The organism is Microbacterium sp. RU1D (assembly GCF_900156435.1).
In the GTDB taxonomy this organism is placed as follows: Bacteria; Actinomycetota; Actinomycetes; order Actinomycetales; family Microbacteriaceae; genus Microbacterium.
The window spans coordinates 175,188-190,874 of the sequence record NZ_FTPQ01000001.1; the positions used below are offsets into that span (position 1 = coordinate 175,188).

The 15,687-nt window shown below is 70.4% G+C and carries 17 protein-coding genes; 10 read left to right on the forward strand and 7 right to left on the reverse strand.

Annotated elements, in window-relative coordinates; translation table 11 throughout:
- Positions 1-2 precede the first annotated feature (2 nt).
- From B0B15_RS00750 to B0B15_RS00770, 5 genes are all read right to left on the reverse strand, one after another.
- Positions 3-896: a carbohydrate ABC transporter permease gene (locus tag B0B15_RS00750; RefSeq protein WP_076672840.1), complete on the reverse strand. Its 894-nt coding sequence runs from the start codon at positions 894-896 to the stop codon at positions 3-5.
- The gene (locus B0B15_RS00755) at positions 893-1,855 is read right to left on the reverse strand and encodes a carbohydrate ABC transporter permease (RefSeq protein WP_058595739.1); all 963 of its coding nucleotides are present in this window, start codon (positions 1,853-1,855) and stop codon (positions 893-895) included. The genes B0B15_RS00750 and B0B15_RS00755 overlap by 4 nt, the downstream gene beginning before the upstream one ends.
- A gap of 70 nt (positions 1,856-1,925) precedes the next feature.
- Entirely contained in the window at positions 1,926-3,188 is a 1,263-nt protein-coding gene (locus B0B15_RS00760; RefSeq protein ID WP_256334122.1) for an ABC transporter substrate-binding protein, read from the reverse strand.
- Positions 3,189-3,325: 137 nt separating this feature from the next.
- On the reverse strand, positions 3,326-4,339 hold the full coding sequence (locus B0B15_RS00765) for a LacI family DNA-binding transcriptional regulator (RefSeq protein WP_076672841.1): 1,014 nt from the start codon (positions 4,337-4,339) through the stop codon (positions 3,326-3,328).
- Between the two features lie 172 nt (positions 4,340-4,511).
- The gene (locus B0B15_RS00770) at positions 4,512-8,222 is read right to left on the reverse strand and encodes an aldehyde dehydrogenase family protein (protein ID WP_076672842.1); all 3,711 of its coding nucleotides are present in this window, start codon (positions 8,220-8,222) and stop codon (positions 4,512-4,514) included.
- 238 nt (positions 8,223-8,460) lie between these two features.
- On the opposite strand from B0B15_RS00770, the gene B0B15_RS00775 reads away from it, so the two are divergent.
- Positions 8,461-9,438: an acetylxylan esterase gene (locus tag B0B15_RS00775; RefSeq protein WP_076672843.1), complete on the forward strand. Its 978-nt coding sequence runs from the start codon at positions 8,461-8,463 to the stop codon at positions 9,436-9,438.
- Positions 9,439-9,458: 20 nt separating this feature from the next.
- Here B0B15_RS00775 and B0B15_RS00780 read toward each other — a convergent pair whose 3' ends face one another.
- Positions 9,459-10,019 carry an acyl-CoA thioesterase gene (locus B0B15_RS00780; RefSeq protein WP_076675049.1) on the reverse strand — a complete coding sequence of 187 codons (561 nt, stop codon included), beginning with the start codon at positions 10,017-10,019 and terminating at the stop codon, positions 9,459-9,461.
- Between the two features lie 176 nt (positions 10,020-10,195).
- Between B0B15_RS00780 and B0B15_RS00785 the strand changes: the two genes are divergently transcribed.
- The 6 genes from B0B15_RS00785 to B0B15_RS00805 all read left to right on the forward strand — a co-directional run bounded on the left by B0B15_RS00785 (position 10,196) and on the right by B0B15_RS00805 (position 13,190).
- On the forward strand, positions 10,196-10,702 hold the full coding sequence (locus B0B15_RS00785; protein WP_076672844.1) for a GNAT family N-acetyltransferase: 507 nt from the start codon (positions 10,196-10,198) through the stop codon (positions 10,700-10,702).
- A gap of 2 nt (positions 10,703-10,704) precedes the next feature.
- On the forward strand, positions 10,705-11,487 hold the full coding sequence (cofE, locus tag B0B15_RS00790; RefSeq protein ID WP_076672845.1) for a coenzyme F420-0:L-glutamate ligase: 783 nt from the start codon (positions 10,705-10,707) through the stop codon (positions 11,485-11,487).
- Positions 11,488-11,674: 187 nt separating this feature from the next.
- Entirely contained in the window at positions 11,675-11,821 is a 147-nt protein-coding gene (locus tag B0B15_RS16890; RefSeq protein WP_176776532.1) for a hypothetical protein, read from the forward strand.
- Positions 11,822-11,853: 32 nt separating this feature from the next.
- A complete protein-coding gene (locus B0B15_RS16895; RefSeq protein ID WP_076672846.1) occupies positions 11,854-12,039 on the forward strand; it encodes a hypothetical protein in 186 nt (61 codons plus the stop codon).
- 36 nt (positions 12,040-12,075) lie between these two features.
- Positions 12,076-12,552 carry a hypothetical protein gene (locus B0B15_RS16900; protein ID WP_076672847.1) on the forward strand — a complete coding sequence of 159 codons (477 nt, stop codon included), beginning with the start codon at positions 12,076-12,078 and terminating at the stop codon, positions 12,550-12,552.
- Positions 12,549-13,190, forward strand: a complete 642-nt coding sequence (locus tag B0B15_RS00805; protein WP_076672848.1) for a hypothetical protein — start codon at positions 12,549-12,551, stop codon at positions 13,188-13,190. The genes B0B15_RS16900 and B0B15_RS00805 overlap by 4 nt, the downstream gene beginning before the upstream one ends.
- A 35-nt stretch (positions 13,191-13,225) precedes the next feature.
- On the opposite strand, the gene B0B15_RS00810 is transcribed toward B0B15_RS00805, so the two are convergent.
- The gene (locus B0B15_RS00810; protein ID WP_076672849.1) at positions 13,226-13,534 is read right to left on the reverse strand and encodes a hypothetical protein; all 309 of its coding nucleotides are present in this window, start codon (positions 13,532-13,534) and stop codon (positions 13,226-13,228) included.
- 149 nt (positions 13,535-13,683) lie between these two features.
- On the opposite strand from B0B15_RS00810, the gene B0B15_RS00815 reads away from it, so the two are divergent.
- From B0B15_RS00815 to B0B15_RS00825, 3 genes are all read left to right on the forward strand, one after another.
- A complete protein-coding gene (locus B0B15_RS00815; protein ID WP_076672850.1) occupies positions 13,684-14,061 on the forward strand; it encodes a DUF7882 family protein in 378 nt (125 codons plus the stop codon).
- Positions 14,062-14,539: 478 nt separating this feature from the next.
- Positions 14,540-14,824: a DUF7882 family protein gene (locus B0B15_RS00820; protein WP_076672851.1), complete on the forward strand. Its 285-nt coding sequence runs from the start codon at positions 14,540-14,542 to the stop codon at positions 14,822-14,824.
- Between the two features lie 463 nt (positions 14,825-15,287).
- The gene (locus tag B0B15_RS00825; RefSeq protein ID WP_076672852.1) at positions 15,288-15,470 is read left to right on the forward strand and encodes an antitoxin; all 183 of its coding nucleotides are present in this window, start codon (positions 15,288-15,290) and stop codon (positions 15,468-15,470) included.
- Positions 15,471-15,687: the final 217 nt, after the last annotated feature.

Below are 15,687 nucleotides of genomic sequence, written 5' to 3' on the forward strand. Positions count from 1 at the left end.
TCTCATTTCAGTCCCGACGTTCCGACGCTCTCGACGAACCGACGCTGGATCAGCAGGAACAGGATCGCCAGCGGCAGCACCGCGATGAGCGAGCCCGCCATCATGACCCCCTGCGGGATGATGCCGCCCGGACCGGTCAGCAGCGTCAGCCCCGAGGTCACGGTGCCCATCTCGGAGTCGGTCGTGAACACGAGCGGCCAGAGCAGGTCGTTCCAGTTGTTGACGAAGGTGAAGATGCCGAGCGTCAGCAGCGCGGGCACCGCGTTGGGCAGGACGATGCTGCGGAAGATTCGCAGCTCGCTCGCCCCGTCGATGCGTGCGGCGTTGTCGAGGTCTCGGGGCAGCGATAGGAAGAACTGGCGCAGGAAGAAGATGCCGAACGCATCGGCGGCGCGCGGGGCGATGAGCCCCGCGTAGGAGTTGACCCATCCGAGGTCGGACACGAGCTGGTAGATCGGGATCAGGGTCGCCTGGAACGGGATCATGAGGCTCGCGATGATCGCGATCAGCAGGATCTTGTTCCCCCGGAAGTCCAGGCGCGCCAGGGCGTATGCGGCGAGCGAGTCGAACACCAACGCGAAGAGCGTCACCCCGCCCGCGAAGACGAAGCTGTTCGCGATCAGGCGCGCGAAGGGCAGCTCGGTGAAGATCCGCGCGAAATTGTCGAGCGTCCATTGACCGGGCAGGAGGGTCGGCGGGTAGGCGTTCACCTCGGCGACGGGCTTGAAGGCCGTGAACACGATGATGAGGATCGGCAGCATCAGCACGAGGGTCGCCGCGGCGACCAGGATGAGCAGCGCCGCCGAGACGAGGCGTCGACGACGCGCCTGCGGCGAGCGCCGCGGGGCGGAGACCCCGGATGCCGAGGCGACCGGGGCGGGGGCGAGGGCGGTCATGCGGCATCCTTCTCTCGTCGTGAGAAGAAGAGGAACTGGGTCAGGCTCAGCACGAGGGTGATGAGCAGCAGGACGTACGACAGGGCCGAGGCGAACCCGAGCTCGAGCTTGCGGAAGCCGGACTGGTAGATCTCCATGACGATCGTCTGCGTGGTGCCGTAGGGGCCGCCGCCGGTCATGACGTAGATCTGGTCGAAGGCCTGCAGGGCGGCGATGAGGGCGACGATCACGACGAAGCCCATGGTGTTGCCGAGCATCGGGAAGGTGATGCTGCGGAAGCGCTGCCAGGCGCTCGCCCCGTCGACGCGCGCGGCCTCGTACAGGCTCGTCGGGATGTCCTGGAGCCCGGCGAGGAAGATCACCATGTAGAAGCCGAAGCTCTTCCAGACCGCGACGAGGACGACGGCCGGCATGGCGAGAGTCGGGTCTTGGAGGACGTTCCCGAGTTGGATGCCGAGACCCCGGAGCCAGTAGTTCAGCAGACCGATCTGCGGGTCGAGCAGGTACGACCACGCGAAGGCGGCCACGGCGAGCGACACGATGAACGGGGTGAACAGCGCGGTGCGGAACAGACCGCGCAGCGGCAGCAGCGGGTTGTTCAGCAGGAGCGCGAACGCGAGCGCCAGAGCGATCGCGATCGGGGTGAACAGCACGGCGTACAGGGCCGTGTTCCCCATCGCGCTCACGATGTCGGGGTCGGTGAACACGCGCGCGTAGTTCTCGAGGCCCACGAACTTCTCACGGCCGAAGCCACTGGCATCCGTGAACGACAGGCGCAGGGCCGAAACCATCGGCCACGCGACGAAGACCGTGAGGATCACGATGGCCGGGGTGAGGAAGGCGACCACGGTGAGGCGGTGGCGGGGGCTGTGCCGCAGGGGCCCGCGTCCGCCGATCGGTGCCGGCGGCCGGTAGGCCCCGCGCCGACGGGGCGGCGCGCTCGGGGCGTGAGTGGTCATTGTCGTCCTGTTCGGGAGGCGGGAAGGAAAGCACGGGAGGGGTGACGCGGGCACCCCTCCCGTGCGGTCGTCAGTTGATGGCCTGCTGGATCTTGTCCTGGGCCGTCGAGAGGAGTTCGTCGACGTCGCCGCCCGCGACCGCCTTCTGCGTGAGCTCGTCGATGTCGGTGATGACGTCGACGCTGTTCACGACACCGGGCAGGAGCGCCCGACCGGTCGGCGCGATCTCGCTGAGGGCGGCCACGACGGGGTTCGACTCCACCGCGCTGAGGGGGATGTCGGTGCGCAGGGGAGGCCATCCCGAGCCGAGCGACCACTGGGTCGCGACGTCCTTCTGGAAGAAGTAGGTGAAGAAGGCCTCGGCACCGGCGCGCTGCTGGTCGTCGGCCGACTCCGTGATGCCCATCGCGACGCCAATGGCCGAGGCGGCCTGCTCTGCGGGGCCGGCGGGAAGAGCGGCGATGCCGTAGTCGATGTTGTTCTCTTTCGCGATGGATGCCATCCACGGACCGCCGACGTGCATGGCGGCCTTGCCCGAGCTGAACAGCTGGTCGGCGGCGATGCCGTCGAGGCCGGTGGGCGAGATCTTGTCCTTCGTGATCGCGTCGGTCCAGTACTGGATGGTCGCGGCGTTCTCGGACGAGTCGATGACCGCCTTGTCGCCGCCGTCGACGATCTGGCCGCCACCACTGAGGAGCAGGCTCGGCCACAGGCCGTTCGCGACGGTGGCGTGGTCGGGGATCGCGACGCCGTACTCCTCGGGGGTGCCGTCTCCGTTCTCGTCGACGGTGAGCTTCTTGGCATCCGCGACCCAGGCGTCCCACGTGGCGGGCGGCTCGGTGATGCCGGCGGCCGTGAACAGCGCCTTGTTGTAGAACATCGCGAGGGGGACGAACCCGGTGGGGACGCCGTACGGGGTGCCGCCCACGGTCACCATGTCGACGGCCTGGGAGACGAGGTCGGCCGTGTTGCTGTCGGCGGAGCCGTAGAAGTCGGTCAGATCGGCGAAAGCGCCGCGGTCGGCATAGACGGGCATGCGCTCGGCCGGCATCGCGACGATCTGCGGTCCCTCCTTCGAGCTGAGCGCGGGCAGCAGGGTGTCGTCGATGACGGCCCAGGTCTTGGTCTCGGTCGTGATCTTGTACTGCTGCTGCGAGGCGTTGAAGTCGGCGACGATCTGGTCGAGGACCTTGCCGTCGGCCTCGGTGTAGCCGTGCCAGAACGTGATCTCGGCGGGGCCGTCCGACGCGGGGGTGGACGAACCGGAGCAACCTGCGAGAAGCAGGGCCGCGGCGCCGACCGTCGCGAGGACGGAGGTGGTGCGCTTCATCATCTTCGATGCCTTTCGTGTGACTGCGTCGTCTTTTCGGCTCGGGTGCCGACCGTGGTGCAAGAGGAATTTACAACGATGGAGGTAAACGTTGTAAATGGATGATCGCCCGCCCGTGACGGGTTGTCAAGCGCCGATCGTCAGCGCGCCGTGGATTCGCGCTCGACCAGGCGGAAATCGACGAGCACCTCACGAGGCTCCTCATCGGCGGCATCGCCGGTGATGCGACGGACGAGTTGATCCACGGCCACGCGCGCGATCTCCGAGCGTCCGGGGTCGATCGTCGTGAGGGCGGGTAGCGAGTACCGCGTCTCGTCGAGATCGTCGAACCCGACGAGAGAAACCTCGTCCGGGATGCGGATGCCGCGCTCGAGCATCACGCGCATGGCACCGAGCGCGATCGAGTCGTTGAACGCGACGACTCCGTCGAACTCGACACCCGAGTCGAGCACCGCGCGCATCGCATCCGCCCCGTCGACACGATGCCAGCGGTCGACCGGCACCACGAGAGCGGGGTCGACGGCGACCCCCGCCTCGTCGAGAGCGGCCTCGTAGCCGCGGAGGCGAAGCCCCGCGGAGCCGACGATCTCGCCCGGGTGAGACCCGAGCGCGATCACGCGGCGACGACCGGAGGCGAGCAGGTGGGCGGTGGCCTCGCGCGCCGCCTCGGTGTTGCGCATGGTCACGTGGTCGTGGGCGGAATGGAAGATCCGCTCCCCCAACAGCACCATGGGCATGCCCACCTCGTCGAGCAGAGGTGCGTCGTCTTCACCGAGCGAGAGCACCGAGTAGAGCACTCCGTCGAGCCCCCGTCGGCGCGCTCCCCGCAGCGCCGCCAGCTCGCTGTCGCGATTGGCGTCGAACTGCTCGATGAGCACGGAGAACCCGTGCGCGCGGGCCGCCCGCATGACGTCGTCGGCGAGCTCGGCGAAGTAGGGATTGCGCAGATCCGGGACGATGAGCCCGATCATGTCGGCGCGTCCCGAGCGCAGACTCCGCGCCGCCTGATTCGGGCGGTACTGCAGCTCGTCGATGGCGGCCTCGACGCGTTCCCTTGTCTCGAGCCGCACGTGCGGGTAGTTGTTGATCACGTTCGAGACCGTCTTGATCGACACCCCCGCCGCGCGGGCCACGTCGTGCAGCGTCGCCGTCATGGCATCCCCCCTCGTTCTGGTCGAGACTCTACAACGTTGCATACCGCGGCCTGGGCGGCGAGCGATGGTGACTGTCAAAACACCCGGACGTCGCAAAAAATCGTCCGGGTTTCTCGGACACTCGGGAGAGATTCGAGCGGGTGCGGGTGCGGGGGGCAGGGCGCCCGCGGCGTCAGATCACCTCGGCGCTCCAGGCGTCGACGCGCCCGAAGCGGAACGCCCCGATCGACACCGCCTGCTCGCGCAGGAACGGGAGCAGCTCGAGGCGCCCGGCGGTGGTGACCTCGTCGGCGTAGAGGGTGAGCGACACGTCGGCCCCCACCGTCTCGGCGACCGCCGCGCGCACCGCGGCGACCGACGCGGCCGGACCCACCACACGCACCCGCGCCGGCCGCGGAGCGAGAACCGGATCGTCGGCGCCGGGCTCGGCATCCGGGATGCCACCCGCCAGGCGCTGCAGCCACTCCTGGTCGCTCTCGACCGAGACCGCGATCTCGCTCTCGCCGAGCAGGTGCCGCACCGCGGCGGGGAGCCCCACGGGGGTGCTGAGCGAGAACGTCGAGCCCGAACGCACCGCCGCCACGAGCACGCGCAGCACCGCCTGCCACGAGGCGTCGGCGGTCGCCCGCACGGCCACGTCGGCCGGACGGTAGCGGCGGAGGTTGCGCTCGACGCCGAGACGCGAGACGTCGCGCACGCGGCCGTACTCGCGATCCCACGCCACCGCGTCCGAGAGGGCACCGCGGCGGAGCCAGTCGAACGCCTCGTACGACAGGGTCGGCTGCGCGGCCTCGATGAGGGCGGTGATGCGGCTGTCGAGTCCGCGCAGGTGCAGCGTCGACGACGACGCCCCGCCAGTGGAGGGCCGCCACGAGCCGAGCGTGACGAGCCGGTTCGGCCCGCCCGACATCGCGCCGTCGCCGACCGCGGCCTCACCCCACCCGCCGAGCGGCTCGCGTTGCACCACCGCGCCCGTCAACGGACGGTTCACCCGCAGCACGGCGGCCTCGACGGTGTCGAGCCACAGGTCGAGGTCGGCGGTGTCGCGCGTGTGCAGGCCCGCGACGAAGCCGGAGCCGATCGCGTTCTGCAGCTCGATCGCCCGCGTCACGGTGGGGGCGTGCAGGATGCCGAGCACCGGCGCCGCCACGGCGGCCCTGGTCAGGTGCGACCCGGCGGTCACGCCCGTGCGCACGCCCGGCGACCAGAACCGACCGGCCGTGTCGGGCCCGAGGTCGAGTTCGCGCGGCTCGATCAGCCATCGTTCGCCGTCGCCGAGCACCGTCAGGGCCCGCCGCACCTCGCCCGCCGGCTCCTCCACCAGCGGCCCGACGTCGGACAGCGGATCATCGGCCGGGCCGACGCGCAGCGACGACACGGCATCCTTCAGCTGCTCCGCGAAACGCGCGGAGCGCGCGACCGCGCCGACGAGGATCACCAGCGACACCGCGGTGGCCGCCTGGCCCGCGCGGGCGAAGGCTCCGGCCACGATGTCGGCGACGGCCTCGTCGAGGTCGGCGGACGGCGCCACGATCACGGCGTTGCGCCCTGCGGTGAACGCCTGCAGGCGCAACGAGGGGCGCCAGCCGGCGAAGCGCTCGGCGGTGGTCCGGGCCCCGGCGAGCAGCACGCGGTCGACGCCGGGGTGGGCGATCAGGGCCCGACCCGAGGCGTCCTCGTTCAGGTCGACGTAGGCGAGCACGTCGCGGGGGACACCCGCCGCCCACAGGGCCTCGGCGACGACCGCCCCGGCGCGACGCGCGCGCGGCGACGGCGTGAGCAGCACGCCCGACCCGGCGGCCAGCGCGGCGAGCGTCTCGGCGGCGCAGAGCCCCACCGACGCGTTCCACCGCGGTGCGACGACCGTGAGGCGATCGGGGACGAACACCGCCCCCGGCACCCGATCGAGCTCCTTGGCCGTGGAGGCGTAGTACGCGGCGGCGTCGACCGCCTGGCTCACCTCCGCGTCGGCTTCGGCGAGCAGCGAGCCGCCCTCCGACGCGAGCACCTCGATGAGCTCCGCGCGGCGATGGGCGAGGGTCCGCGACGCGGCCTGCAGCACCGCGGACCGATCGGCGGCGGCCAACGCGCCCCACGCTTCGGCGCCCTCGCGCACCCGCGCGACGACCTCGTCGAGACCGGACTCGTCGTCGATGCGTCCGGCGGCCGCCGTCGCGTCGCCCGCGGTCGAGCCGCCCACGCGGTCGAGCACGGCGAGCGCCCAGGCGCGGTCGGCGGCGACGGTCGGGTCGGTGTCGGCGGCGTTGCGGAAACCCGCCGCGCCCCCGGCGAGCTCCGCGCTCTCGCGCGACGAGAACACGGCGGTGTCGACGAACGCCTGCCCGCCGAACAGCATCTGCTGCACGTCGGGGCCGAGGGCGGAGGTGTCCTCGGATGCCGCGGCATGGCGCGCGATGCCGAGCACGGCCTGCGTCAGACCGGGGTCGTCGGCGTCGGCGTCCGCGGGATCGCGCAGGATCGCCGGGTCGTGCTCGACGTCGCGCTGCGGCGCGCGCACCGCGGGCGGCGGCGCGTCGGCTCCGGCGAGGGCGCGGCGGGCGCGGGCGACGACGGCGGCGGTCTCGGGTACCGCCGTGGCGGGGTCGTCCTCGACGCTCGACGCGTCGTCGAGGGCGCTGGTCGGCGCGTCGAGCGGGAGGGCGGGAGCGGCGGCGACCGTCGCGGCTGCGGCGGCGGCCAGGGGAGCTGCGACCGCGTCGAGGTCGTCGGGGTGCACGACGGCGACGGCGCGCACGTGAGCGGCGTCGGGGGTCCACGTCGTCACTCGCGGCAGCACGAGGGCGACGTCGGCGCCCGCCTCCTCGCCGAGCGCCAGGGCGAGGGCGGCGCGCTCCGGGTCGGCCGTGGCGACCTCGACACGCACGCCGTCGAGGGCGCGCGCACTGAGCGCCTCGCGCAGCACCCGCACGAGAGCGGCATCGACGTCGTCGCGCGTGGCGACCGCGGGCGCCTGCCATCCGTGACGGGCGGCGGTCACGGCATCCGGGGTCTCGATCGGGGCGTCGTCGAGGCGCAGGGTGAGGCGCTCGCCGCCGTCCTGCGCGCGCCGGCGCGCCCACGCCGCGAGCTCCCGCACCGCGTCGACTGTCTCGGTCACGCCCACGGGGAGGGCGATGCCCGCGCGCATGCCGGTCAGGCGCGGTTCCTCGAGCACGCGCGTGAGCACGGCGACGGTCGCGTCGAGCTCGGCGCGGTCACGGACGACGAGCGTGAGGTGGGTGTGCGCGGCGAGCGCGTCGAGGAACAGCGGCAGTACGCGCTCGGCCGCGTGCTCGACCTCGGCGTCGAAGGCCCAGGGCGACCGGCTGGCGACCGCGTCGGCCAGTGAGAGCGAGACACGATCGACGTCGTCGCGGGTGACGAGGGCACGGATGCCGTCGAGCCGGCGTCGTGCGGTCGTGTCGCCGAGCACGGCGGGTCCGACCAGGCGCAGGTCGGGGGTCACACCCTCGTCGGCGACCGCGCCGAGGTCGACGGCGAGGCGTTCGGGACGCGCGTCGACGACGAGGGCTCCGACGAGGTCCCGCAGCGCGCGCTTGGCGAGGGGGACGGCGGGCGTGGGCATGACGGGCGCGACCGCGCCGCCGAGCTGCAGCGCACCGCGGACGAACCACGGGAGCGTGGAGGGCACGACCTCGGCCAGGCGGTGCAGGGCCGCGGCCGACGCGGTCAGGCTCTCGGGCCGGAGCACCCCGTCGACGGCGGCCGCGGTGAACTCCGCGGCCTCGGCATCGCCGGCGAGGTCGCCGCCGCGGGTCGGGGCGACGGTCCGCGGCGAGAACGCGGAGATGCGCGTCGCGGCACGCGCGGCGACGTCGGAGGAGAGCGCAGGACCGGTGGCGCGAGGGTCGTTCGTGCTCATGAGCGTCAGCCTAAACACCGCGCGCGTGGCATCCCGGCGGCCCGCCGCGCAAGCTGCGGATCGGGGCGGCGCACCGCACGGGTGACGCTCCGCGCCGCCGGCCTCCCGGCGCCGAGGCGCGAGCGGCCCGCCGGCCCCGGCATCCGTCCGCCCCACCGGCGCGGGGCGTCACAGAGGCGCGGGCCGGGCACCGCTTTTCGCTACTGTCGGTGCAGCCCCCACATCGACGGAGATCCGCATGGCCCAGACGTTCACCGACCTTCCCCTCGAACTCCTCACCGAGTACCGACCGGCGCTCACCGCGCCCGACGACCTCGACGTGTTCTGGGACGAGACGCTCGCCGAGGCCCGCGCGGCCGCCGGCCCCCTCCGGCTCGCCGACGTCGCGTCGCCGGTGCGGACGCTGCGCGTGCAGGACCTCACCTTCACGGGGTTCGGCGGCGACGAGATCCGGGGCTGGGTGGTGCGTCCGCACGGCGACGAAGAGCTGCCGGCGGTCGTCGAGTTCATCGGCTACGGCGGAGGACGGGGCCTCCCCGGCGAGAAGACCGCGTGGGCGACGGCCGGCTACGTCCACGTCATCATGGACACGCGGGGGCAGGGGTCGTCGTGGAGCGTGGGCGACACCCCCGATCCGCACGGTTCGTCCGCCGCCTACCCGGGCGTCATGACCCGTGGCATCCTCGATCCCCGCGACTACTACTACCGCCGGTTGTACACGGACGCCGCGCGGCTGGTCGACGAGGTCTCGCGACTCGAGGGCGTCGACGCCTCGCGCATCGCCGTGACCGGCGGCAGCCAGGGCGGCGGACTCGCGATCGCGGCTGCCGCGCTGGCGGGCGACGCGGTGGCCGCACTCCTGCCCGACGTGCCGTTCCTCGCCGACTTCCCGAACGCGATCGTGCGCACCCCGCTCGCCCCGTTCACCGAGATCACCCGGTTCCTCTCGATCCACCGGGATGCCGAAGAGGCGGTGCTGCGCACGCTCTCGTACGTCGACGGAGCCATCCTCGCCCGCCGCATCACCGCGCCCGCGCTCTTCTCGGTCGCCCTGATGGACGACGTCGTGCTGCCCTCGGGCGTCTTCGCGTCGTTCCACGCCCTGGCATCCACCGATGCCGCGATCGAGGTGTACCGCTACAACGGCCATGAGGGCGGCGGCTACCGGCACTTCATGAAGCAGGTGGCCTGGCTCGACGCCCGCTTCGGGCGCTGAGCCGCGCGGCTTCCGCCGGTTCAGCTCCAGACGCTCGGCGCGGGGCGCTTCGTCGACGGCAGTGACGAGCCCGCGGCCCAGTCGTGCACCCACGACTCGATGTCGGGCAGTCCCTCGGGGCGGCCCACCGCGGCGAAGAGCTCGTCGTGCGGGACGGTCCCGCCGGTGCGGCGGAGGATGCGCGCCCGGATGATCGCGCGGGCGTAGATCTCGCCCTTCACCAGGGCGCGGTGCTCGAGGTACACCGCGCGGTCGTCGTGTCCGATCAGGCGGGTTTCGAGCTCGAAACGCTGCCACAGCTCCAACGACCGGCGGAACGTGATCGTCTCGGCCGCCACGACGGCGTACCAGCCCTGCTTCGTCATCGCCGACATCAGTCCGGCGCGGGTCAGCAGGTCCCACCGGCCGAGGTCGAAGAGCGACAGGTAGCGACCGTTGTTCAGGTGGCGCAACAGGTCGATGTCGGTCGGCAGCACCCGGATGCGCAGACGCGCCACCGAGTTCGGGTCGATGGGCCCTTCGCGGCGCAGACGGCGGCGGGCACGGACGAGCACGAGAAGCGTGCGCCAGAGGACGTTCACGAGGGGCGAGCGTAGCGAGTCCACGACGGATCGGCGATCTCGTTGTCAGCCATCGACAAACAGCGCGGCCGGCGCTCAGAACCGGCCCGCGGGCGATGGGGGACCCCTCGCTAACGCATCCGAGCCCGTCATGGCACCGATTTCACCTGCGCCGCACCCGCGCGTAGAGTCACGCCATGACTGCGGAGACCCGAACCGACATCGTCGTCCGTCCGGTGCGCGATGTGGATGCCGAAGCCCTGGGCCGCGTGCACGCCACCTGCTGGCACGAGACCTACGACCACCTCATCAGCAAGGCGGCCCTCGAGGCCGTCTCCCCCCGCCGCATGGCCGAGCTCTGGACTCACTGGGCCGCGCAGGGCGACGGATACCGCATGCACGCCGCCCTCGTGAACGGCGAGATCGTCGGCTTCGTCGGTTCGGGCCCCGCGCGCGACGACGACGCCCCGCGCGAGCGCGAGCTGTACTTCATCTACCTGCTCGACGCGTTCCACGGCACCGGCATCGGACAGCAGCTGTTCGACGCCGCGGTCGAGGAGGGCGAGGGCCTGTACCTCTGGGTCGCCGACGACAACCCGCGCGCGCACCGCTTCTACACGCGCAACGGCTTCGAACTCGACGGCGCCTCGCACACCGAGCCCTTCCTCGGCGAGGAGCTCACCGAGGTGCGCTTCGTCCGCTGACCGTGCTGCAGATCTGGGCCCTCGACGGCATCCGTGAGATCACCCCGGGCGACGACCTCGTCGGGGTGATCCTGGATGCCATCGGCGAACCGCTGCGCGACGGTGCCGATCGGTCGCTGCGCGACGGGGACATCGTCGTCGTCACGAGCAAGATCGTGTCGAAGGCCGAGGGGCGCATCATCGAGGCCGCCGACCGCGAAGAGGCCATCACGCGCGAAACCGTGCGCCTGGTGGCATCCCGCACCTCGCCCACCGGGCACGTGACGCGCATCGTCGAGAATCCGCTCGGCATCGTCTCGGCCGCCGCCGGCGTCGACGCGAGCAACACCCCCGAGGGGACCGTGCTGCTGCTCCCCGTCGACCCCGACGCCTCGGCGCGGGCCCTGGCGACGGGCCTGCGCACGGCGACGGGGGCGCACGTGGGCGTGATCATCACCGATACGCTCGGCCGCGCCTGGCGCGAGGGCCAGACCGATCACGCGATCGGGGCCGGCGGCATCCACGTGTTCGAAGACCTCCGCGGAACGGTGGATGCCGAGGGCCGCCCCCTCGTGGTGACCCTGCCGTGCGTGGCCGACGAGATCGCCGCCGCGACCGATCTGGTCAAGGGCAAGGCCTCGCGCCGCCCGGTCGCGATCGTGCGCGGACGCGCCGACCTCGTCGGCGACCTCGACCTGCCCGGCGCCCGCTCGATCGTTCGCGACCCCGCGCGCGACATGTTCCGCCAGGGCGCCGACGAGGCCTACGCCGAGGGCTTGGCCGCCGGACGCGCGGCGGGGGCGTAGCGGGGCTGCGGCCGCCGGGCGAGGTGGCGGCGTCCGCGCGCGGGTCGGCGCGCGGGGCCGAGCGCCGCCTCGTCCCACTTCTGGCGGTGCATGTCCCGCAAAGGGTGCGCTGATCTTCGTCCGCACCGGGCGCAAGAGCACCGAATCAGGCGCGTCGGCGTCCGGTGCGTCGCTCATCGCTCGGGTGTTGGCCGATCTGCTGGCCGTGGTGCAGGAAGGTCCGAATGAGCTGCGTCAGGTCGCCGTCGACCGCGGCGATTTCAAGAAGTACCAGGAGATTACGCGCGGTCTTGAGGCGTCGTTGCTGGCGCTGGCGACCGGTAGCGGCGCCTAGGCGGCGTGTTCTCCCATCACACGACGAACCCCATGGCGCTTGATCGTCCGGTGGTCCACAACATTTCCGCGATCGGTGAGGCTGAGGGCGATCTGCGTGCGGCCACGCTGCTCGCGTGCTGGTCGAACGGCTTCGCGACGGTGAACATCGCCAACGTCCTCGCGGACGCTGGCTTGGAACCGCGCCGGCACTACTTCGTCATCATGGATGAGCTGTGACGTGCCCTGCGCGCCGGTAACGGCATCGTCGACCGCGTGGACTTCCTCACCCGACTCAACCGCCAGGTGGGTGTCGGCACGGCGATGATTTCGCACGCCATGGCCGACCTGAGCGCCCTTCCGGAGGAGGACCGCCTGAAGGCGAAGGGCTTCGTCGAGCGCGCCGGCATGGTCATGTGCGGCGGTCTGCCGTACACCGAAATGCCGGAGCTCACGACGGTCTTCCCGTTCTCGGAGGCCGAGCAAGAGCTGTTGACCGGGTGGCGAGATCCGCCCGCGTGGGATGCCGCGACGGGCCGCGAGGTCGACCCTCCTGGCCGCGGCAAGTTCCTCGTGAAGGTCGGCACCCGACCGGGCATCCCGGTACAGGTGCAGCTCATGGAGGCTGAGCGCTCCATCCGCGATACGAATCAGTGTTGGTACGAGCAGTCCCGCACCGCCCGCCGTGCCGTGCGCGCGGTGGAGGAGCTGGCGGAGGAGCACGAGGAGCGCGAAAAGGAGCCGGCGCTGTGAGCACTCCGAACAACCGTCGCCGCGATCCCGGCGGCTTCGGCGGCGAGACGCTGATGCTGCTCGTCCTGGTCGTCGTTGTCGTTGGCGGCTTGGTCGTGACCAACGTCGCGGTGCGCTTGGGCGCGCAGCTCGACGGCACCGCGGCCGAGCCGCCGTCCGACCCGTTCGGGCTCACCCTCGGAGTCATCCTCGCGCGCGTGGCGTGGCCGGCATCCGCGATATGGATCGTCGCCGTGCTCGGCGCGATCCTGCTCGTGCTGACGGTCCTCGTGATCGTCGGCGTCGTGCGTCACCGGAAGGGTCGGACCCGCGTCGACCGCGCCAGCTCATACATGGGCCGCGGCAAGGACGTCGCCGGCCTAAGCCGACAGAACGCGGTCGAGTCGGCCGAGCGTCTCGGCGCGAAGGACGTCGACGGCAAGTCGGTGCTGCGTGCGAGAGGGCATCTAAGACGCACCAAGTTGTGTCTGGGTCATGGCTCTCCTGCCATGCTGGGCGGCATGGAGATGCCGCTCACTACCCGCCGGCCCATGCCCGACTGGATCGCGCTCATACTCCTCAGCTGCGCCGGTTTCGCCGTCGCGACCTCGCTGCTTCTCGTCGGCGCCGGCATAGACAGGGTCTTCTTCAACGGATGAACGCCCGAGCGTGGGTGCCGTAGGCCGCGGCGACGTCAGATGTAATCGTACGGGGTGTCACCCTCGCCGAACATGTCGGGTGGCTGCGCATGACGTGTTGACGCGTCCCCGTCAGCCTCTGCCCCCTCGAGCATGACTGTGTTCGAGGCGATCACTATCGACGTCGTGGGCGTGACGAAGATGCTGAGCCGCTGACCGCCGTCCGTCGTTACTCGCAGGAAGCCGCCTCCGGCGCGTGTTGCGCCGAGAACCTGCGCCTCAATCTCTTTGACGGCTTCCAGGGGAGCGAGGGGGTAGGTCGCGTCTCCTACGGTCAGTTGTACTCTCTCGATGCTTTCCCCCATGCGGCCGACCGTAAAACCCACTCGAAGATCCCACAACCCCCGTTGCCGTAGGCGAGGAGCACGTTGCACACTGCGCGACACTCGACCTTGTCGCGCCCCTCATAGAATCTCCTCAGACGCCGCCAATCCAGTCGCGATCAGGAGAAACCATGGGCAAGTTCACCTATGAGTCGAACACCTCGATCACCTTCGAAGACCGCCTACTCGCGCACCTTCAAGCCGTGATCATGGCCAAGACGCGGCGAGGCGAAAGCTTCACGTTCACCTGGAAGGACGACATGAGCACGGGCGGCGGGCGCACCACCGTCTACATCCACCCCCAGGTATCCCTCATATTCAAGTACAGCGGCGGCCGCACCCCGAGCCTCAACCCCGCATGGCTGCACGCACTCAACTACACAGCCAACTCGGGACGAGGGCTCTACATCGTTCCCGAACCCCAGGGCGAACACACCCCCGAGACGCCCGGCGAACCGATGACGTTCAAGGAAGTCCCCACCAACGCTCCCCCCACAGCCACCGACTGAACCGACCGTCCACGCGATGACCTGACCGCCAGCTCACCGAAACCGGCGTTGTGAGGGCGCGGTCGCTAGACGCTCACCTTTGGACGCGCCTGCCGCTGCGGGAACCGCGCATGTGCCGGCTCGCATACGCGCGCGTGGAAGGTTCGATGCTTCTCCCACATTGCATTCTGCGCGTCCGCCAACCCGTCGAACGACCCAAGGGGTTGTGACTGATCATCGAACGCCGCCCAAATCTGACCGTCTCCTCGCGAGGCGAAGCCGAAGATGCGCCGTGAACACGCGCCCATAACGAAGTCGTCTTCCACTCGCTTCCACGTGGGGCGAGGCGCGCTGCTGAAAAGTCCGAACATATGCAGCTCCTTTGCTTGGTTCGAAATCTCGCACGGCGGCAATCAGCGGTTCAGCATCATTCCGCAGCCGTTCAGATTCGGTGTATCTGCTTGGCGGACCCGTTCCGATCCGTTCAAGAGTCGGCTCCTTGGGACGCCTGATCTACACCGAGGATTCAAGCTTCGACATCGATGACCGCCTGCTCGCACATCTCCGGGTAGTCGTGATGAACAAGCTCCGCCGCAGCGAAGGGTTCATGCTGCAGACACCCACCAAGGGCGGCGGTGAAGCGTCCATTTGGATCGGGGCCTCCACCGCACAGATGATGCAGTTTCATGGCGGCAGACCCCCTCAGCTCGACGCTGAACTGATCGACAGGATGATGCGCGACGCGAGCGGGGCAGACGGCCTCACCCTCAGAAATCGGACGTGACTCCTCGTGCGCGTAGCTCTGACACGGGGATAGAGGGGCGCTGAAAGAACCATCCCCTCGCCGTGACGCGGGAGCGACAGCACTGGCTGCGCCGAATGGAACGGCGAGCCGGTCACACTCAACTGGCAACTCGACGGCCTTCATACGGACAGCAGCGTCTGACGTCCAAGTAACGGCATGGGGATGTTCTGATGCGGTCAACCAGCCGCTGCTCGAGCTCGCGCTCGGTGACGTTGCTGTCGATCGCGAGGAACGGCAGCGCGCAGGGGTTTTGGTGGTGTGCACGACCGCTCGAATCGGTCTCCGACACCGTCGAGCGGGTGGGCGTCGCTGACATCAGCCTTTGCCCGTTTTGTGAGGTGCAGCACGGTGGGCGGGACTGATCAACCCCCGTTCCCATGCGGCTCTGTTCCCGGACACTGCATGCGCGTCGCGACTGCAGCGCAGGGAGAAGGAGGACGACATGGCAGATCTGGGAGCACTTGGCGATAAGGCCAAGGACGCCGTCAACGGCGAGCAAGGCGAGCAGACGTCTGACGCCGCGATCGAGAAAGCCGGGGATGCCGCCGATTCGGTCAGCGGCGGCAAGTTCGACGACAAGATCGACGCCGGCGAAGAAGCCGTGGACAGCAAGGTCGGCGAGTAAGACCACGGCACAACGGGCACGGCTGGTGCGCCTCATCTGACGGCGCATCAGCCGTGCCCTTCCCACCGCTTCCGCAGAGTGTCTCTGGGTGGTGCTGCCGGACGCCCTCACACTGTGCATCTCCGCTCCGGCTGGTCCGACAATGCTCGTCAACCGAGGGGGGTTCTACCGCTACGTCAGCCGCGCCGGCGGTGTTGAACAACTCGCCTCCAGAGGA